This window comes from Pseudoalteromonas lipolytica (assembly GCF_900116435.1).
GTDB lineage: Bacteria > Pseudomonadota > Gammaproteobacteria > Enterobacterales > Alteromonadaceae > Pseudoalteromonas > Pseudoalteromonas lipolytica.
Genome location: NZ_FPAZ01000013.1, coordinates 128,784 through 147,756 on the forward strand (window position 1 = coordinate 128,784; position 18,973 = coordinate 147,756).

The 18,973-nt window shown below is 40.8% G+C and carries 17 protein-coding genes and 1 tRNA gene; 15 read left to right on the forward strand and 3 right to left on the reverse strand.

Annotated elements, in window-relative coordinates; genetic code table 11:
• Positions 1 to 7: 7 nt before the first annotated feature.
• The 3 genes from ubiH (at position 8) to nagP (ending at position 3,869) form a co-directional block, all read left to right on the forward strand.
• Positions 8 to 1,189 carry a 2-octaprenyl-6-methoxyphenyl hydroxylase gene (gene ubiH / locus BM378_RS14630; RefSeq protein ID WP_074989474.1) on the forward strand — a complete coding sequence of 394 codons (1,182 nt, stop codon included), beginning with the start codon at positions 8 to 10 and terminating at the stop codon, positions 1,187 to 1,189.
• Positions 1,186 to 2,352, forward strand: coding sequence for an FAD-dependent monooxygenase (locus BM378_RS14635; RefSeq protein ID WP_036970414.1), 1,167 nt, complete (start codon positions 1,186 to 1,188; stop codon positions 2,350 to 2,352). Before ubiH ends, BM378_RS14635 begins: the two co-directional genes overlap by 4 nt.
• 212 nt (positions 2,353 to 2,564) lie before the next feature.
• Positions 2,565 to 3,869 (forward strand): N-acetylglucosamine MFS transporter NagP, encoded by a 1,305-nt coding sequence (gene nagP / locus BM378_RS14640; protein ID WP_074989475.1) that lies wholly within the window; start codon positions 2,565 to 2,567, stop codon positions 3,867 to 3,869.
• A gap of 106 nt (positions 3,870 to 3,975) precedes the next feature.
• On the opposite strand, the gene mutH is transcribed toward nagP, so the two are convergent.
• Positions 3,976 to 4,647 carry a DNA mismatch repair endonuclease MutH gene (mutH, locus tag BM378_RS14645; protein WP_036971710.1) on the reverse strand — a complete coding sequence of 224 codons (672 nt, stop codon included), beginning with the start codon at positions 4,645 to 4,647 and terminating at the stop codon, positions 3,976 to 3,978.
• A 540-nt stretch (positions 4,648 to 5,187) separates the two neighbouring features.
• Between mutH and rppH the strand changes: the two genes are divergently transcribed.
• The 12 genes from rppH (at position 5,188) to BM378_RS14705 (ending at position 15,444) form a co-directional block, all read left to right on the forward strand.
• Positions 5,188 to 5,706: an RNA pyrophosphohydrolase gene (gene rppH, locus BM378_RS14650; RefSeq protein WP_036970409.1), complete on the forward strand. Its 519-nt coding sequence runs from the start codon at positions 5,188 to 5,190 to the stop codon at positions 5,704 to 5,706.
• A 36-nt stretch (positions 5,707 to 5,742) separates the two neighbouring features.
• The gene (ptsP, locus tag BM378_RS14655) at positions 5,743 to 8,019 is read left to right on the forward strand and encodes a phosphoenolpyruvate--protein phosphotransferase (protein WP_074989476.1); all 2,277 of its coding nucleotides are present in this window, start codon (positions 5,743 to 5,745) and stop codon (positions 8,017 to 8,019) included.
• A 75-nt stretch (positions 8,020 to 8,094) separates the two neighbouring features.
• Positions 8,095 to 8,904 carry a sulfite exporter TauE/SafE family protein gene (locus tag BM378_RS14660; protein WP_074989477.1) on the forward strand — a complete coding sequence of 270 codons (810 nt, stop codon included), beginning with the start codon at positions 8,095 to 8,097 and terminating at the stop codon, positions 8,902 to 8,904.
• Positions 8,905 to 8,918: 14 nt separating this feature from the next.
• Positions 8,919 to 9,722: a prolipoprotein diacylglyceryl transferase gene (gene lgt, locus BM378_RS14665; protein ID WP_036970400.1), complete on the forward strand. Its 804-nt coding sequence runs from the start codon at positions 8,919 to 8,921 to the stop codon at positions 9,720 to 9,722.
• 13 nt (positions 9,723 to 9,735) lie between these two features.
• Positions 9,736 to 10,587 carry a thymidylate synthase gene (locus tag BM378_RS14670; protein ID WP_036970397.1) on the forward strand — a complete coding sequence of 284 codons (852 nt, stop codon included), beginning with the start codon at positions 9,736 to 9,738 and terminating at the stop codon, positions 10,585 to 10,587.
• A gap of 26 nt (positions 10,588 to 10,613) precedes the next feature.
• The gene (gene galU / locus BM378_RS14675) at positions 10,614 to 11,495 is read left to right on the forward strand and encodes a UTP--glucose-1-phosphate uridylyltransferase GalU (protein WP_065978397.1); all 882 of its coding nucleotides are present in this window, start codon (positions 10,614 to 10,616) and stop codon (positions 11,493 to 11,495) included.
• Between the two features lie 463 nt (positions 11,496 to 11,958).
• Entirely contained in the window at positions 11,959 to 12,543 is a 585-nt protein-coding gene (locus BM378_RS14680) for an SPOR domain-containing protein (protein WP_074989478.1), read from the forward strand.
• Positions 12,544 to 12,619: 76 nt separating this feature from the next.
• Positions 12,620 to 13,210, forward strand: a complete 591-nt coding sequence (locus BM378_RS14685) for a hypothetical protein (protein WP_074989479.1) — start codon at positions 12,620 to 12,622, stop codon at positions 13,208 to 13,210.
• Positions 13,211 to 13,277: 67 nt separating this feature from the next.
• Entirely contained in the window at positions 13,278 to 13,871 is a 594-nt protein-coding gene (locus BM378_RS14690; protein WP_036970392.1) for a FlgO family outer membrane protein, read from the forward strand.
• A 14-nt stretch (positions 13,872 to 13,885) separates the two neighbouring features.
• Positions 13,886 to 14,563: a FlgO family outer membrane protein gene (locus tag BM378_RS14695; protein ID WP_036970388.1), complete on the forward strand. Its 678-nt coding sequence runs from the start codon at positions 13,886 to 13,888 to the stop codon at positions 14,561 to 14,563.
• Between the two features lie 8 nt (positions 14,564 to 14,571).
• Positions 14,572 to 15,237 (forward strand): FlgO family outer membrane protein, encoded by a 666-nt coding sequence (locus tag BM378_RS14700; protein ID WP_074989480.1) that lies wholly within the window; start codon positions 14,572 to 14,574, stop codon positions 15,235 to 15,237.
• Between the two features lie 132 nt (positions 15,238 to 15,369).
• A tRNA-Arg gene (locus BM378_RS14705) sits at positions 15,370 to 15,444 on the forward strand.
• 82 nt (positions 15,445 to 15,526) lie between these two features.
• Here the strand turns inward: BM378_RS14705 and BM378_RS14710 are convergent.
• Both BM378_RS14710 and BM378_RS14715 read right to left on the reverse strand, forming a co-directional pair.
• A complete protein-coding gene (locus BM378_RS14710) occupies positions 15,527 to 17,878 on the reverse strand; it encodes an nSTAND3 domain-containing NTPase (RefSeq protein ID WP_074989481.1) in 2,352 nt (783 codons plus the stop codon).
• A gap of 43 nt (positions 17,879 to 17,921) precedes the next feature.
• The gene (locus tag BM378_RS14715) at positions 17,922 to 18,869 is read right to left on the reverse strand and encodes an IS30 family transposase (protein ID WP_074989424.1); all 948 of its coding nucleotides are present in this window, start codon (positions 18,867 to 18,869) and stop codon (positions 17,922 to 17,924) included.
• Positions 18,870 to 18,973: the final 104 nt, after the last annotated feature.

Here is an 18,973-nt window from a genome sequence, read left to right on the forward strand (position 1 = left end):
AGCAAACGTGGCAGAGCAGTTTGATGTTGTCATTATCGGCGGTGGTTTGGCTGGCGCAAGCTGTGCATTAGGCCTAATACACAGCAATAAACAGTTATCAATCGCTGTGATTGAAGCAAATGAAGTAAGTGCAAACTATCACCCAAGCTTTGATGATAGAAGTATTGCACTGGCTCAGCAATCGGTTCAATACTTACAATCCATTAATGCATTTGATTGCCAAGCGCAATTTGCTGCTGCAATTGAAAAAGTAACGGTTTCTGACCGTGGTCACTTTGGTAAAACCCACATTGATTGCCATGAATATGCGCAAGATGCACTTGGGTATGTCGTTGAGGTGAATCCATTTGGTCGCAGCTTGCACCAGCAGTTAACTCGCACAGATGTGAGCCTGTTTTGTCCTGACACGGTTGCTAAACTTGAGTACCAAGCCGATGCTGCGAACGTTACTTTAAGTTCGGGCGAACAGCTGAGTGCAAAACTGGTGGTTATAGCCGACGGTGCTAATTCGAGTAGTCGAAAGCTGGCTAATATTGAGTTTAATACGCGCCCTTATCAGCAAGGCGCGATCATTGCCAATATTGAAGTGGCGGGTGGTCATCATCATCACGCATTTGAACGCTTTACCGAGCATGGCCCGATGGCGCTTTTGCCCATGAGCAATAACCGTTACTCGTTAGTATGGTGCATGGAGCCTGAGCATATAGATGCGCACATGGCGCTTTCAGATGATGCATTTTTAGCTGCCTTGCAAAAGTCGTTTGGCTATCGTGCCGGCACGTTCAGTAAAGTTGGTATGCGTGCCAGCTACCCGCTGGTGTATGGAAAAGTAGATGCGCTAAGCAGCCATCGCACTGTACTTATAGGTAATGCTGGTCATGCTATTCATCCCATTGCGGGGCAGGGCTTTAATTTAGGCTTACGTGATGTGCAACTACTTTGTGATATGGCGCACCGCAGCGATTTAGGTGATTACGCTTTTACCCGCTACTATAGCCAAGTGCGTAGTCAAGATATTGCCACGGTTATGACTTTAACTGACAGCTTGGTGCGGTTATTTTCAAATTCATCGCGAATGCTTGCGCTTGGTCGTAGCATTGGTCTTTTCTCAATGGATTTATTCTCCTCGTTAAAAACCCCGTTAGCCAAACAGTTAATGGGTCAAGTTAAGCAAGGTAAACGGATATGAAACAAGCACAGGTTTGTATTGTTGGCGGTGGCTGTGTAGGCCTTACGCTTGCACTTGGTTTAGCTAAAGCCAATATTAGTGTGGTGGTGATTGATGCCAGTGAAAAGCAGGCGCTTCCGGGGGATGAGTACGGCCTTCGCGTTAGTGCGCTGAGTTTGGCGAGCCAAAGTTTGTTTGAGTCACTGAATGTGTGGCCTGAAATTATTAAGCAACGCGCCACGCCTTATACCTCGATGGATGTACGCGATAAAGACAGCTTTGGCAAAATTCATTTTGATCACAATGATCTCGACTTACCACAGCTTGGTCATATCGTTGAAAACGACATTATTCGCTACGCTTTAATTAGCGAACTTGAAAAGCAAAGTAATGCCAGCTTATTATTCGAAACCCGTTATCAACAAATACATCAAACAGAATCCGATGTCTTTATTACACTTGAAAGCGGTGAGCCTGTGATTGCTAAATTGCTGGTAGCAGCCGACGGAGCAAACTCGGCGATTCGAAAGCAGTTCAATATGCCAATTACGTTTAAAGATTATGATCATCATGCCATTGTTGCGACTGTAAAAACCGATGATGAGCATAATCACACAGCACGCCAAGTGTTTTTACCAACCGGCCCTTTAGCGTTTTTGCCGCTGCCTGATAAACATACGCATTCGATTGTGTGGTCAACCAGCCCTGTGCACTGCGAGCAGTTACTAGCACTTGACGATACCGAGTTTAATAAAGCACTACTGGCTGCACTGGATGGCCAATGCGGTTTATGCGAAGTTCAAAGTGAGCGCATGGCGTTTCCACTTAAAATGCGTTATGCACAGCAGTGGGTGTCGGGCAAAGTCGTGTTAATGGGCGATGCAGCGCATACTATTCACCCACTTGCCGGGCTTGGCATGAACTTAGGCTTAAAAGATGCCGCTTACCTAATTGAGTTATTAACCAATGAGCAGGGTGAGTTTGCAAGTACACGCACGCTGCGTGATTATGAACGTACCCGTAAGCTTGATGCGCAAAAACACATTGCCATGATGCAAGGACTAAAAGAGTTATTTGCCGGTGCTAATCCGCTTAAAAAGCTCGTGCGCGGTGTGGGGCTTAGCCTTGTTGATAACTTGGGGCCAATTAAACACTTGTTCGCAAAAGAAGCGATTGGTAAGTAATAACTAAGCCGTTGTAAATATTTAAATAAAGCCGTAACTAGCCAGCTAGTTACGGCTTTTTTACGTTTAGCTGAATGCAAAATGATAGCGCTGTCATTTTTGTTAGTGTATGATTAAATTTTTGTGATTGGTATGGAAATTAAACAGCACAATGATGTTTTAAAGCCAGCCAAATAAAAATAATTAATTAAAATAACTAGTTGAGAAAAATTATGGAAGCAACGGTTGAGTGTGACAACAACACAAAACAAAACATTTGGCTGCCAATGGTATTGGCAGGATCAATGTTTTTTATTCTGGGGTGTATAACGTGGCTTAATGGTGCAATTACACCATTTTTGCAGCAAATGCTTGAGCTGTCGCCGTTACAAGCTTCGTTTATTATTTCTTCGTTTTATATTGCGGTTACTGTTGCAGGTATTCCCTCAGCGATGCTCATAAGACGCGTTGGTTATAAAAATGGAATGGCGATCGGCTGTGCTGTCATGGCACTGTCGGCGTTAATGTATATTCCTGCCGCGAAACTGCAAATGATCGAAATATTTTTATTTGCACAGCTTATGATAGGTGTAGGTCAAACAATTCTTCAAACGGCTGTTAACCCCTATGTAGTAAAAATGGGCTCTGAAAAATCAGCCGCGGTGCGTGTATGTATTATGGGCTTATTGAATAAGTTTGCTGGAGTTATCGTACCGGTGATCTTTGCTGCGGTCGTTGTAAGCGGTGTAGTCGATGGTGCGGGTAAACTGTCGCAAGAGCAAAAAGACATTATGGCCAATAGCTTAATTATGCCGTATGTATTAATTGCGGGTCTTATTATGTTATTTGCTGCGTTCGCAAAATTTGCGCCTCTTCCTGATTTAGTGTTTGACGAAGGCGAGTCATCAAATGGTAAAGGTGAGTTAAAAGAAACACTTGCTCATCCGCACCTTGTTCTAGGTGTTGTGGGCATTGCTTTGTATGTCGCAGTTGAAGTGATTGCTGCCGATACGATTGGCTCTTACGCTTTGCAAATTGGCGTTGCTGATTACTCCGTTATGACTTCGTACACAATGGCGTGTATGTTGATTGGCTACGCGATAGGTATTGCAACTATCCCACGTTTTATGAGCCAGCAAACAGCACTATTAATGTCGGGTATCGCTGGCATAATCACCGTGCTACTGGTGGTATTTGGTAGCAATGACTCGTTTATTATTTCTAATCTATTACTTGTGCCATTTGGAGGCCCTGAACTCCCCGATCCTTTATTGTGTATCGCGCTACTTGGTTTTGCTAATGCGATGGTGTGGCCTGCAATTTGGCCATTAGCATTGGCGGGTTTAGGCCGCTTAACTGGCACTGCATCGGGGTTGTTGATCATGGGTATTGCAGGTGGTGCTTTAGGTCCGCTGTTAATTGGTTTAGGTAACGTAGCAGGGCTGGGCGCGCAAGGTGCGTATATTGTTATGATCCCAAGTTATCTATTCATTTTATTTTATGCTCTTAAAGGCCATAAGATGAAAAGTTGGAAATAACAATACGTTAAGAATTCAAGTTAGTACAAAGCCGCGACGACCATCATCGCGGCTTTTTTACGAGTTAGCACGACAAACCGCTTATAAATACAAAAAGTTGCGACCCTTACAGCTGAAATTGGCGTTTTAAAATTTCGCCGGTAAAGCTTGTTTTTAAATAAAAGCCGCGAGGCAGGGTTTGGATCACATGCCCATTTGGCCCAATAGCATCAGTAAGCGCTTTACTGTTAGCCGCTTTTGGTCTTATTTGCATGACATCACCCAAGTGTCCCGAAATTTCATCGATACGACCCAGCGCGATAAGTTCCATTTGCTCTTCCCAGTCACGTTGCAGCTGTGCATCTTGCTCAGCACTGGGTTGCCATAAAAAACCACTGCCAATGGTACGATTAAATGGCAGAATTTCGCGTTCTCCCAAAATCGGTAACCACAACACATGATTGAGCTTTTTACGCACCGTACTTTGCTGCCATGTAAGACCTGTTACGTTCAATAACGGCGTAACAGAGACAAAAGTTGTCTCTAAGGGTTTACCCTTAAACGAAATAGGCAAGGTTTTTAACTCAATACCAAGCTCTTCAAAATCAGGAGTGGGTTTCGAGCCCGCGGTTGCCCCTAATACATATTCAATAAGCTGACCGGTCCAGCCTTTTTCACGCAGCAAGTCATCGGGTGTTTTAAATTGGTACTGCTCTGCAAGCTGGCCGAGTGTAAGCCCCGCTATTGCATTCACGCGTTGCATTAATTCGTTGATTGAGCTTGGTTTTAGTGGTCGCATACGGCGTTTATTTGATTGTGTTATTAACCTTAACATGATAACAAATGCGCATTGCCGTGGATATCTTTGTATTTGGGTGTTTTTTGCGCATGTTGAAAGTGAGTTAAAAATAGTCAATTTGTTTTGTGGGAATAACATCTTAATTTATTGAAATTTAATGACTTTTGTCGATGTTTGATTTTTGACTGTTGTATTAATTAGACAGTTGTTTGTATAAATACAGATATATGAACATGTTTATCCACAGTTTCTGTGGAGAAAGTGCTTTTTTGAACTGGTTATTGTGGATTTGTTTGCAAAATAAGCATGATTTACAAAAGTTATGCACAAGCTGTGGGTAAGGTGAGAAAAATACGGTTGTAAACTACTTTTTTATTAAAAGCGCGTATTTTCGTAATAATTGCTTTCTAACATATTGATTAAAAGCGCTTGTTAAAATGCTAATTTCAAATCTGGTTTCGGCGAAGGTGTAAAGTGTTTGCTGTATCGCAGGTTATGTGGAACAATCAATAAAAATCGACTTACAAATGAGGCACTAAGGTGATTGATGCCGAAGGTTTTCGTGCCAATGTCGGAATTGTAATTTGCAATAATCAGGGACAAGTATTTTGGGCTCGACGTTATGGTCAGCACTCTTGGCAATTTCCCCAAGGTGGTGTCGACGATGGTGAAACAGCAGAGCAAACCATGTACCGAGAATTACACGAAGAAGTGGGCTTGCTTCCTGAAGACGTCGAGATCGTCGCAAGTTCAAAACATTGGTTACGCTACAAATTACCCAAGCGTTTAATTCGCAGAGACTCAAGTCCTGTGTGCATTGGGCAAAAACAAAAATGGTTTTTACTGAAATTACGTTGTAAAGACGAAGATGTAAACTTACTTAAAACTCATCATCCAGAGTTTGATGACTGGCGATGGGTGAGCTATTGGTATCCGGTGAGGCAAGTTGTGTCATTCAAGCGCGATGTTTACCGTCGTGTAATGAAAGAGTTTGCCCCGTTTGCAATGCCGTTTAATAAACGAGAACAACATAAAGATAATTGGCGACAAAAGCGATAAGGGCAACTTTATCAACTAAATGAAAGGAGCAGCATCATGTTAGCCACGCTCAGATCAATTGCTGAGGCTGTGTCGCAACAAGCGGACTTAAACAGTGCCTTAGCGTGTTTTGTGCAAATGGTAAAAGATGCCATGCAAACACAGTGCTGCTCAATTTACTTTGCTGATTACAGCCAAGACAACTTTGTATTAATGGCCACGCAAGGACTTAACCCAGATGCTGTGGGTAAGTTTAGAATTGGTTTTACCGAAGGCTTAGTTGGCTTAGTTGCGCAACGCGAAGAGCCAATTAATATAGCGTTCGCTAAATCACACCCTCGCTTTAAACTCTCTCCAGAAGTTAATGAAGAAGGCTATAACGCGTTTTTATCTGTGCCTGTGGTGCATCAAAAAAAAGTGCTGGGCGTTATTGTAGTTCAGCAAAAGTTAGCGCGTGTTTTTAGTCCCGATGAAGAATCTTTTTTAATTACTCTTTCGGCACAACTTGCATCGCAGCTTGCACATGCCGAGATCAAAGAGATTTTAAGGCTTGATGAGTTCTCGCATCAGACTTCGGTACTCAAAGGGGTGTCGAGCGCGCCGGGTATTGCCATTGGTGAAGCTTTTGTGGTGTTGCCTAAACTCGATTTTAAATCGATTGAGTTGCAAAAAGACGATGACATAAGTACGCAACGTAAATTATTTACGCAGGCTGTTGCGGCAACACGCAACGAGTTTAATACGTTATCGATGACATTAAGCGATTCGATTCCGCAAGAAGCGCTTGCGGTATTCGATGTGTATCAGCAGCTACTTGATGCAAAAAGCCTAGGCAAAAATGTTGAAGAGCAACTTCAACAAGGCTGGAGTGCAAAAAGCGCATTAAAAATAGTTATCGAAAAGCTGGTGGCGCAGTTTAACGCCATGCAAGACCCATACATAAAAGAGCGCGCAGTAGATGTTAAAGACATTGGTTTGCGTGTTTTACACCACTTAGTTAATACCGAGCATGCGGCAAAACCTTACCCTAAAGACACCATTTTAATTGCCAGTACGCTAACACCTGCCATGCTTGCCGAAGTGCCCAAAGGGCATTTAGCGGGGGTGGTTAGTGTAAATGGGGCAGCAAACAGCCATGCGTCAATATTAACGCGAGCAATGGGGATACCCGCTATTTGGGGTATTGAAGACGTTCCCTTACTGCAATTTGAAGGTAAGCCGATGATTTTAGATGCCTACGCAGGGCGTTTATATATCTCACCTTCGCAAATGCTCCACGATGAATACAGCCAATTAAAATACCAAGAAACATTACTGAATGATCGTTTCGTCGCAGAGCAGAACCTAGATGCGGTCACCTTAGATGGCGAGCACATTAGCTTATTGTTAAATGCAGGCCTTGAATTAAACACAGAGCAAGACAACAAACTGTTTTGTGATGGAGTGGGTTTGTATCGTACCGAAGCCTGGTTTATGCAAAAGGGGCAATTTCCTTCGCAGTCGGAGCAAGAAAAGTGGTACCGAGAAGTGCTTACCAGCTATCACCCGAATCCTGTGGTAATGCGCACCTTAGATATCGGCGGTGATAAAGTATTAGACTACTTTAATATCACAGAAGAGAACCCTTTCTTAGGGTGGCGGGGTATTCGCGTCACCTTGGATCATCCTGAACTATTTTTAGATCAACTCAGAGCGATGTTAAAGGCCAATATCGGTTTAGGTAACCTTAGAATAATGTTACCCATGATCAGTGGCTCTGAAGAAGTCGACGAGTCAATTAAGTTAGTTGAACAAGCGCTGTTCGAACTAGAAGAACAATACCCAGAGCAAGCCATTGACCGCCCAGAAGTTGGCATTATGTTAGAGGTCCCTTCAAGTATATTCATGCTCGAAGAGTGGTCACAAAAAGTCGACTTTTGCTCTGTGGGTAGCAATGATTTAACTCAATATATGCTGGCCGTTGATCGCTCTAATGCGCGTGTTGCAGAGCTCTTTAACCCCTATCATCCTAGTGTGCTGCGAGTGCTACTTAAAGTTGCTCAAGAGTGCCAAAACCATGAATTACCCTTTAGTTTATGTGGTGAGCTTGGTGGTGACCCAGAAGGGGCATTATTACTAATCGCCATGGGGTATCGTCGCTTAAGTATGAACCTTTCATCAATCAGTAAAATTAAATTTGTACTGCGTCGCTTAAAAGTAAGCGATATGGAGGAGCTGCTTAGCGAATGTTTATTGCAGCCTACCGCTAAGCAAGTATTGAGGCTCACACGTAACTTTATGATAGAGCACCAATTGGGTGAGTTATTTTACACCCCTAGCCAAGGGCAAGCATGAGAGTAAATTGTACTGTGAAGCGTTTATATATTCGTTTAGTATATACATATAACAAACTGAATATATGAATGTGCTATGCATGACGTAATACTTTTAATGGTGTACTGCGCTATTTTAGGCAGTGTAGTAGGGTTTTTAGCCGGTCTGCTTGGCATTGGTGGTGGCTTAATTATTGTGCCTGTACTGAGCGCCATGTTGGTATCATTTAATGTTGCTGACTCAAGCCATGTATTAGTTATTGCCATAGCCACCTCACTTGCTTCCATTATTTTTACGTCTACCTCTTCAGCGTTGGCTCATCATCGTAATGCTAATGTGCCGTGGGAAATTGCTCCTTGGGTCATGACCGGTGTAGGTATTGGTGCACTCGTGAGTGGCTTTGCGGCGAGTTTTATTCCTGAGCAGTTATTACGTTTAGTTTTTGCCACGAGTGTGGTGTTTATCGCGTTACGCATGGTGTTATCTACACGTACCAAGGCTGCAAGTGAAAAACCATTGCCCTCAGGTCCCGTAATTGGCTTTTTATGTGCAATAATGGGGGCGTTATCAGGACTGATTGGTATTGGTGGCGGTGCACTTATTGTGCCTTTGCTGCATTATTTCTCTGTCGATATTAAAAAGGCCATTGGTTGTGCCGCAGCATGTGGTATTGTCATTGCGCTGTTTGGCTCGGTTGGTTATGTGTCTGCAGGTTGGCAAGTAACCTCCTTTAGTGATGGTTTTGCCGGATTTGTTTATTTACCCGCATTAGTCGGCATCGTTATCACGTCGTCATTAATTGCTCCTTATGGTGCAAAAGCGACGCATTATTTACCTGTGGCAACAATAAAAAAAGTATTCGCGCTATTACTTGTCATAATTGCGCTTAAAATGGTGTTTAGTTAAAGGTTTTTATTTTTATGGCTCTTCAATTTCCAGAGATAGATCCGGTTATTTTTTCGGTAGGACCGCTCAGCGTACGTTGGTACGGTTTAATGTATTTAATTGGTTTTGCTTTAGCTATGTGGCTGGCAAACCGTCAAGCTGCAAAACCTAATTCTGGGTGGACGAAAGAGCAAGTAAGCGACTTATTATTTTACGGTATGCTCGGGGTAATACTCGGTGGGCGTATTGGCTATGTGTTGTTTTATCAGTTTAGTTATTTTATTGAAAACCCGTTTTATTTATTCAGAATCGACCAAGGTGGCATGTCATTCCATGGCGGCACACTGGGGGTTATTACCGCAATTATGGTCTTTGCCTGGACACGTAAAAAATCATTGTTAGAGGTCGGCGATTTTGTGGTGCCATTAGTGCCTTTGGGCCTACTAGCCGGCCGCATAGGTAACTTTATTAATGGTGAGTTATGGGGACGCGTAACCGATGTACCTTGGGCGTTTATTTTCCCTACCGGTGGGCCAGAACCACGCCATCCGTCACAACTATACGAAGCATTTTTAGAAGGCTTGGTGCTATTTTTAATTTTGCAATGGTTTATTAAAAAGCCACGCCCAGCAGGGAGTGTCGCCGGTTTATTTTTATTAGGCTACGGCGTATTTAGATTTGTTGTTGAGTATTTCCGTGAGCCAGACGCGCATTTAGGCCTATTTGCAGGTGTGATTTCAATGGGACAAATACTCTCGCTGCCAATGGTATTTGGGGGCCTTGGTTTGTTAATATGGGCCTACATGAAGCCGCAACGACGCGTTGCAAGCAAAGCATAATTAGAGCAAGTCAATGAAACAGTATTTAGATTTATGTCAACGCATTGTTGATGAAGGCGTGTGGGTCGAAAATAAGCGTACAGGCACCAAATGTTTAACCGTTATTAATGCTGACCTTGAGTACGATGTAGCAAACAATAAGTTTCCGCTTATAACAACACGTAAAAGCTTTTATAAAGCAGCCATTGCAGAGTTGTTAGGCTACCTTCGTGGTTACGACAGTGCGGCACAGTTTCGTGATATCGGTTGCATGACATGGAATGCCAACGCGAACGAAAATAAAGCTTGGCTCGAAAACCCGCATCGACGTGGTGAAGATGATATGGGCCGTGTGTACGGCGTACAAGGCCGTAGCTGGCAGCGCCCAGATGGTACACACCTTGATCAACTTAAAAAGGTAATTACTAACTTATCTAACGGCATTGATGACCGAGGTGAAATTGTCACGTTTTATAATCCGGGCGAGTTTGAACTAGGTTGTTTACGTCCGTGTATGCATACGCACACTTTTTCATTACTGGGTGATACTCTATACTTAACCTCGTATCAACGTAGTTGTGATGTGCCACTGGGTTTGAATTTTAATCAAATTCAATGTTTTGTGTTATTAGCGTTGGTTGCACAAATCACCGGACACAAGCCCGGAAAGGCGTATCATAAAATAGCAAATGCACATATTTACGAAAATCAGTTAGAGTTAATGCGTGATGTACAGCTTAAGCGTGAGCCATTTGCATCACCTACACTTAAAATAAATCCAAATATTAAATCACTTGAAGACATTGAAACTTGGGTCACAAAAGACGATTTTGAAGTAGAAGGTTATCAGTGTCACGATGCAATTAAGTATCCGTTTTCAGTGTAAAAAGAAAAAAGTTTAAGGAGAAATCAATGAAAGCAGTGATCCCAGTTGCTGGTCTTGGCACGCGTATGTTGCCTGCAACAAAAGCGATTCCAAAGGAAATGTTACCTATCGTTGACCGCCCTTTGATTCAATATGTGGTTAATGAGGCGATTTCAGCGGGAATTAAAGAAATCGTATTAGTGACGCATTCAAGTAAGAATTCTATTGAAAACCACTTTGATACGAGCTTTGAGTTAGAAGCAACATTAGAAAAGCGTGTTAAACGTCAACTACTCGCAGAAGTACAGTCTATTTGTCCTAAAGATGTCACTATTATTCAAGTACGCCAAGGTGAAGCGAAGGGGTTAGGCCACGCAATCAACTGTGCAGCGCCAATCATTGGTAATGAACCGTTTGTGGTTATTTTACCCGATGTGATTATTGACGATGTGGCGAGCGATCTAAAAAAAGACAACCTTGCAGAGATGATTGGACGCTTTGAAAGTACTGGTCAAAGCCAAATTATGGTTGAGCCTGTGCCACTTAACGAAGTTGATAAGTTTGGTGTGGTTGACCTAGGTGATGCGAAAATTAAACAAGGTGAAAGTGCCGCTATTTTAAATATGGTTGAAAAGCCGCCAATTGATCAAGCGCCTTCAAACCTCGCCGTGGTTGGTCGTTATGTATTAAGTAAAAACATTTGGCCACTTCTTGCAAAAACCCCAGCAGGGGCAGGCGATGAAATTCAGTTAACAGACGCGATTGCAATGTTAATGGAAAAAGAAACCGTTGATGCCTACTCAATGAAAGGGAAAAGCCATGACTGTGGAAGCAAAATAGGCTATTTAAAAGCGATTGTTGAGTTTTCATTACGACGCGATGAATTTAAAGATGAGCTCACCGACTTCATAAAAACGCTGGTTAAATAATCAATTCTATTTGATTAGTTAAAAATGATGTAAAAAAAGTGCCTATATGGCACTTTTTTGTTATTTACATGTCATCCACAATTGTCGATTATTACCTAATTAAGGACTTTTCTGATATACCTTTGTATTAGCAGATTGCTAAGATAGTTATTACAGAAAAGTGCTTAGTTACCCACTGTAGAATAGCTAATTAAGCTATACTCATAAAAATACCTATAATGAAACGGATTTTTACTGCTTTAGGTTGTCGTATATGAAAACTTAAGCTGAGGGTGCTACTAAGTTTTTATTGCAGTTAGTAGAAGCACTGTACTGAAAATATAATAATAAAAAAGCAATTTGTTAGTGTTTTCTTGTTTAATATCTAAACGATATTTCAGGCTTTTTACAGGCAGGTAAGTACTAACAAACGGTCTTCTCAGATTAAGAAGCAAATATAATGGTACGTTTAAGAATCCTGCTTATGAAATATTGCTTAAAACCGTTGCGTTACAGCGCGTGCCTAATGGTGCTGTTTGTTGTATCGGGTTGTAGTAACCATTCATTACCTACCACATTATTTAATTTTTTGTCGTTTAGTCATCTATTTCAGTCAATGAATGTTCAGGCCAATGAGCAAAGCCTATTAGCAAACGTGCAATCGCTGCCTGAGCTAAGCACAGATGGCGCAGAGAGCACAGATAGCGCGTTACCTGCAGCTGGGCTGCCTACTAAAGAAGAGCCAGATTCTTTGGCTAAATCAGACGAGCGTAAGAGCAGCGAACAGGTTAAACCTGAATACAGTTTTGCATTACAGCTTGTTGCAGTAAATTCAGAAAAAAACTTAGCTATTACATTTAAAAAAATGAAGGCCTTAGCCCCCGAGGTTTTTCAGGGCAAACCGCTATTAAATGTTGAAGTGGCTGATGTTAATCAAAACACCTATTACCGTTTAAAATTTGGTGGCTATAAATACCTTAAAAACGCAACCGCTGATTGTGAAGCCATTAAGCGCCAAGGGCTTGATTGTTGGGTAAGTAATTATACCGATAATCGCATTTACCTATAGCGTGCTGATATAAAGGCTAAAAGCTGGCATTTTATTTGCTGTGCTTAAGTTCTGTTTTTTTTAGCTGATGATAAATATGTCAATTTCAACGTTGTTCAAACACTTATTAATTACTGCCAGTGTAAGTCTGTTGCCTGCATGTATGTTGCTGCAACAGCAACCAGAGCCGCTATATACAGAGCAACAAATACAGCAATTTGCGGCTCAATATCAATCACAGCAGCAAAGTATTGCCCGTTTAACCGAAATGGAAAATGATTTACGCATTATGACGGCCGAACTCAATAGTAAGCCAGACGTGCAAACGCTATCTAAAGCATCTAAGAGTGATCAAACTCATTCCTATAACGCGTCAATAACCTACAATGATGCCGTAGCGCGAAATGCTCAGGCGCCTGCTGGGGCTCAGCTTGGAGTGTATTTAGACCCAAGCCAAATTAAGCGCCAAGTATTAATGATGAAAAAACAGTATCCCGGTGCATTTGATAAGCTAGAGTTTGTATTTTTAGAACGCCCCACAAAATCACAAACACGGTATGCACTGCGTGTTGGCCCGTTTGCCAACTACAACGAAGCAACCGTGTTTTGTTACCTTGCTAAACAGCTTCAACAGCACTGTTTAACCGCGCCTTTCTTAGGCGAACCACTCGACTTATCACGTCGCTAAAACGATTTATACTAAGTAGGCACAGTTATTGCTTTTAATTAACCATGTTCGATATGGGATGGCAATTATGCGTCTACTAGTGTCATTAATATTTTTAAGCTTAGCGGGTTGTAAGCTCTCTGAAGAGCCAAAACCAGTGGTAAGTACAGCAGCACCAAAAGCCGTTATGGCGCCTTATACGGTACACCAGTATGTGGCTGATTTAAGTTCGCAATTAAGCCGAATTCAAGGGGCTTTTAAAAGTAATGCACGCATTGCTGTAACCAGCTTTTACTTGGCTGATGCACTTGATTCGGGCCTTGCAGAAGGTCAGGGGGCAGGGCTTAGTCAACAAATTCAAGAAAGCTTAATGACGCAATTTGCTCAGCTTGGTTACCATACCATTGAGTACCGATTAGAAAATAATTTAAATTTACAATCATCTGCCGATAGTATGTTAAGCAGAAATACAAAAAATTTGCGCCAACGTCAGAATATTGACTTTGTGATCACCGGCACCTTAACGCGGCAACAACATGCCTATATTGTTAATGCCCGTTTAGTGGATGCAGCCGATCAGCGGATCGTGTCTGCAGCCAGTACCGAGATCCCCATTAATGTAATGTGGGGAAGTGAAAAAGTTCAGCAGCGCGGTGGCATGATCTACCGCAGTGAATACTAATTAGGAGTCCACTCATGAGACGTTTACTACTCAGCTTATGTTTACCATTAGGGTTCGGCTGCGCACAAATGATGTCACCCTCACAAACGATAGACACCAAAGAGCCACAGCTTACCCGCAGTGAGCGCGCGGTTGCCGCACCACAAACAAATGTGTCGGTTTATCAAAGTAGTCAGGCCGTTAAAAATAACACCACCTTTACTGCAGCCCCTACGCGCAAAAATATAAATCATTATGTACGTGGATTAATGCAAGACATGGCACAAAATCTTCAATACGTTAGTGATAAAACACCCCTTGCCGTATCGAGTTTCATCTTTTTAGATGATCAATACAACACATCGAGCTTACTAGGTAATCAAATTGCCGAAAGCTTCATGCACGAACTGCATACGTTTGGTGTGCCTGTTGTTGATTTTAAAACCACAGACTACATTCGTGTAACCCCAAGCGGTGATTTTGTGTTTAGCCGTGATTATTTAGAGTTGAGTCAAGATCAAAACTTTAATTACGTACTTGCAGGCACGTTAGTAAACCACCAAGGTGGTGTGTTGGTAAATGCACGTATTATTGGGCTTGCCAGCAAAGCCGTGGTTGGCTCGGCACAAGGCTTTATTCCGCAGTCAGTGGTTGATGCTCTTGATAGTAGCAACCGTACCGACGGTATTATGCTTAAACAAGCGAGTGAGTGAGGTAAGCTATGAGCAAGTTTAAACTTGTTGCATTAACCGCCGCTATGACACTCAGTTTATCTGGGTGTGAGTTACTTAGCCAAGCGCCTGAGCCAAGCAACCAGACTGCGAGCAACGCACCAACTAACTATGATATAAACACCATGATGCTACTTGCTCAGCAGCAAAATGAATCAGAGTTACAAACCAATAGTCGCCAATTTAAGCCTTATCAGCATTATAAAACGTTAGGTAATTACGTTGAACAAATGGCGCTTGATATAGCCGACACCATGCAACAAGAGTCCGAGCTTGGCATAGCCGTGACCTCGTTTGTCGATTTAAATGAAAGCCTACAACAAAGTAACCAACTTGGTAATCAAGTGGCAGAAACCTTGTATCATCAACTGCAAAAATTTGGTTACGGTGTTATTGATTTTAAGACGCGCGATAGTGTGGTTATTGATAAAACAGGTGATTTTGTTTTTTCACGCGATATCAACGAATTAACCAAGCGCCGAATTGCAAGTCATGTGCTAGCGGGCACCTTAATTTATCGCCCCAATGGCGTTGAAGTGAATGCCCGCGTGATCAACTTAACCACCAAGCAAGTTGTCGCCACCTCAAACAAAGTAATTCCGTACTTTGTGCTGCAAAATGAGTCGATACAGTCGGCAACAGCCCAGCTAAACTAACAAAAATTAATACCAACCGGCTAAAACCGTAGTCGGTTGGTATAATCTCTTGATTACCAAAGCCTTAGCCCGTTATAATTTTACGAGTTGCATACCGCTAGTGACCATCACTAGAAAACCCAGTGCAAGTGTGGCCTCTTAGTTAAATGGATATAACGGCCCCCTCCTAAGGGGCAGTTACAGGTTCGATTCCTGTAGGGGCTACCAGTAAAATCAATAGTTTATTGGTTATTGTCTGTCGTTTTTCATTTTGGTGTAGCATATTTGTAGAGATTTTTAAATTTCACCTTTAATAAAATAGGTTCCTAATCTCATCATCTTCGCTATCTTCATCATCTATATCTTCATCTTCATCTTCAAACTCCAAACCAAGTGTGCCTTGATTTTCATCAATCTCATGTTTTACAGTATTTTCAAGAGTGTTAAGGATTTCATCTATTAAGCTTTCAGAATAACTGTCAATATCAAAACATGATAAGATGCCATCTTCATGTATATTGATGTCGTATTCATTACAAATATCTAAAACAATTTTTTCTACTTCATCATATATTTCTTCAGTTACGCTTTCTTCATCAACTTCATCAAACTGATTGTAATGATCAATGATGTCATCATTAATAAAGTCAACTGAACTTATTTCTGATTTTAACTTTTCTTCGAGGTTACTACTCCAGTATTCTATAGCCTTGTATTCAATTTCTTTATCTAAATGCCAATCTGTTGTATTTGAGTTGTAGAAGAATGAAAAATCAGCAAGTTCACCATGGTCATCTAATAAGTCTAGATGTTCTTTACTCAACTTTTCAAAATCAAATTCTTTTGAGTGTTTAAATTTTTTAGTTATTTCAAGTATTTCGCTTATTTGCTTGTATTGGGTTATTGTGCTTGTATTCTCTATTATCTTGTCAAGCAGTAGGCTTTCAGAACAATTATTTTTTTCACTGTTAGCATTCTTCAGCGCATAAATGCTTAGTGTTATGGTTTCTTTATCAAACTTTATTTTATCTTTTAAGTTCTCTACTAGTTTTTTAAAAAATAAATGTTTGTTTATATACTTATTTTTCTCTCTCTTTAATTCCATATTGTTTGGGAGCGTGTATATGTCAAGTAAGCTACCCATACTTACAATTAAACTAGCGAGTTCTGATGGTGACTCGTTAATTAGTTTAGGAATCAGGAAGTCTGCTATTGATGGGTTAAGTAGTTTTATGTATCTATTGCAATTATTTGAGTCTATTGAAATGCTTATAAAGGATTCATTCATAACTTTTAATGAGTCGAAGAATTCCTGTGATTTTATATTGTTATTTTTTAAAGTTAGATCGTAAATTTTTTCTTGGTTTGTTCTTTCTTTAGTAAATATAACCGAATATAGAATCTCTCTTTGTATATCATTTAAATTGTTTTTTATTGGTTTTTCCCAAACTTTAGATGGGTTGTTTAAGGCGGCTAAAGAAAAATTTTTAAAAGATGTGTGTTCGGAAGCGTTGAAATTATCTTTGTTTAATATGTGTTCGATAAGTCTAGGGTTATAATTTCTGTGATCAATAATTTTCAAATAAAAATCTTGATTTGTGAAATCTTCAATTTCAATTGTACACTCACCAGTTTCTTTTATAGTACTCATTGTATTGAAGAAATATGAGCTAAGTATTTTAGCTTTTTCTATTCTTGATAGATCTGAAACGTCAATTAATTCTTCATTTGAAATGAACGTTGAGCTGTCATAGTCATCTGAAATATTTTTAGCCTGATTTAAAATAGATACTCTAGACGTTAGTATCAGCTTTTTGTTTGCTGATTTTCTTATCCTATCGATGATTTCTTTTAATTTTCTATCGTCACTGTTTCTTACCTCAGATAGGTAATTTCTTCCTAAGAAATCATCGAATAAAAATATTTGCTTTAGTTTGCTTTTGTATGCTCTGTTAAAGTCATTAATACAATCAATGTATATAAATTCATAGTTGCTTTTATTTCTTTTTTCTTCTTCAACAATTAGTTCATGAACTAAAACCCTCGATAATGTGGTTTTTCCTACACCAGGTGCACCTGTAATTATTATACAGTTGTTCTGATCTAGTTTGTTTTTGGAACTATAGTAATTGCTGGTTCTAACGTATGTTTTAATTGACTTTTTTATTTCCTCCAATTCAAACTGTGTCTGGTTGTGTAGGTCGGAATTAATCATTTCATTAAGTATGTTAGTACTACTAAACCAAAGTTTATAGTGGTTTGCTTCTATGGAAGGGTTTTCAGAAATTAATTTGTTTATCTTGCCCCTATCAAGTAAATCATCCTCTTTCAAATATGGTTTAAAATCATTTATTAGTTGTTTTACTTGATCAACCGTTAAATCATTTGAAACAGATAAGATATAACGCTTAGGTTTTAGCTTTTTTATTTTTGGTAGTTCATCATTTCTTAGTCTAGAGATCAATACTGAGTTTTTAGTGTTTTCCCAGTGCTTAGACTGAACTACAGTTAATTGATTTTTATCAATAAGCCAACCATCAATTCCTTTATCTCTTCCTGTCGCAAAGCTTCTCACATCCACCTTTAGCTTGGCGCCTACTAAATCATTTGAGAGATATTCAAAATCTCTAGGGCTTAATGTGTGAAACTTATAATCATGCATTAACTCTTCGCGAATTCAAGTCCGAAGTGCACCACTCGCTAAATTAGGCTGCTTTGCGTAATTCATCGAATATTACCGCTGGTTGCCTAAACCCTAGACATTTTCTCGGCCTCGCATTGAGCGCCTTTTCTATGTGCGCAATTTGCTTATCTGTCACCGTTCGTAAATCAGTGCCTTTGCGAATATATTGACGCAACAAGCCATTAAAGTTCTCATTTAACCCTCTTTCCCATGATGAGTAGGGGTTAGCAAAGTAGATGTCGGTTTTTAGCTTGTCTGAAACATGCTCATGTTCACAAAACTCACTCCCGTTGTCTGCGGTTATCGTATGAACATGGCGTCGATAGCGCCACAGCATACCTATCATTGCTCTGCTCACTTGCGCTGCACTTTTTGCTGGCACTTTGCGTATCAGGTAAAACTTACTTGTACGCTCGACTAAACTAACGATTGCTCCCGTACCATGCTTGCCAAGTACTGTATCCGCTTCCCAATCACCAAATCGTGTCTTAGTGTCAACAATCGCAGGTCTATGTTCAATGCCAACACGATTTGGGATGATGACACGTTTGCTTCGGCTGCCTTTACGATAACGTCTGTGCCCTTGTCGCAGATGTTTGTATAGCTTGCCACCACTCAATTTATCTTTTTGAATATAGCCATAAATCCATTCATGACTCACAGGATGCCCGATAATTTTGCTTACACCCGCAACCTGCTCAGGGCTCCATTTTTGCTCCAATCCAAACTCAACGAACGCAATTGTAAGTGCTGGCATGGAATACTTGGCAGCTAGATGTTTTCGTTTACATGCCTTTGAATGTGCAACCTCAGGCAAGTAATGACTTCGAGTACTATTGCGCCTAACTTCACGACTTATAGTGCTGTGGCTCACTTTTAGCCTTTTCCCTATCTCTCGATAGCTAAAACCCTCGCGTAAGTAGGCCTCAATCTGGTATCTTTGCCCTTCGATCAACTGCTTGTAACTCATGGTATCTACTCTTGTTTTTTGGCGATTACAGAGTACCACCAACAGGCAGTTGATCTCTTCTCACCGTTTAACCATGAGTGGTGCACTTATTATCTGAATTCGGG

Coding starts and splice junctions, on each gene's coding strand:
- BM378_RS14715 (WP_074989424.1), bottom strand. CDS start 18,869: ATGAGTTACAAGCAGTTGATCGAAGGGCAAAGATACCAGATTGAGGCC.
- galU (WP_065978397.1), top strand. CDS start 10,614: ATGAAAGCAGTGATCCCAGTTGCTGGTCTTGGCACGCGTATGTTGCCT.
- BM378_RS14700 (WP_074989480.1), top strand. CDS start 14,572: ATGAGCAAGTTTAAACTTGTTGCATTAACCGCCGCTATGACACTCAGT.
- BM378_RS14635 (WP_036970414.1), top strand. CDS start 1,186: ATGAAACAAGCACAGGTTTGTATTGTTGGCGGTGGCTGTGTAGGCCTT.
- ptsP (WP_074989476.1), top strand. CDS start 5,743: ATGTTAGCCACGCTCAGATCAATTGCTGAGGCTGTGTCGCAACAAGCG.
- BM378_RS14680 (WP_074989478.1), top strand. CDS start 11,959: ATGAAATATTGCTTAAAACCGTTGCGTTACAGCGCGTGCCTAATGGTG.
- BM378_RS14695 (WP_036970388.1), top strand. CDS start 13,886: ATGAGACGTTTACTACTCAGCTTATGTTTACCATTAGGGTTCGGCTGC.
- BM378_RS14690 (WP_036970392.1), top strand. CDS start 13,278: ATGCGTCTACTAGTGTCATTAATATTTTTAAGCTTAGCGGGTTGTAAG.
- mutH (WP_036971710.1), bottom strand. CDS start 4,647: ATGCGACCACTAAAACCAAGCTCAATCAACGAATTAATGCAACGCGTG.
- BM378_RS14670 (WP_036970397.1), top strand. CDS start 9,736: ATGAAACAGTATTTAGATTTATGTCAACGCATTGTTGATGAAGGCGTG.
- BM378_RS14660 (WP_074989477.1), top strand. CDS start 8,095: ATGCATGACGTAATACTTTTAATGGTGTACTGCGCTATTTTAGGCAGT.
- nagP (WP_074989475.1), top strand. CDS start 2,565: ATGGAAGCAACGGTTGAGTGTGACAACAACACAAAACAAAACATTTGG.
- lgt (WP_036970400.1), top strand. CDS start 8,919: ATGGCTCTTCAATTTCCAGAGATAGATCCGGTTATTTTTTCGGTAGGA.
- BM378_RS14710 (WP_074989481.1), bottom strand. CDS start 17,878: ATGCATGATTATAAGTTTCACACATTAAGCCCTAGAGATTTTGAATAT.
- BM378_RS14685 (WP_074989479.1), top strand. CDS start 12,620: ATGTCAATTTCAACGTTGTTCAAACACTTATTAATTACTGCCAGTGTA.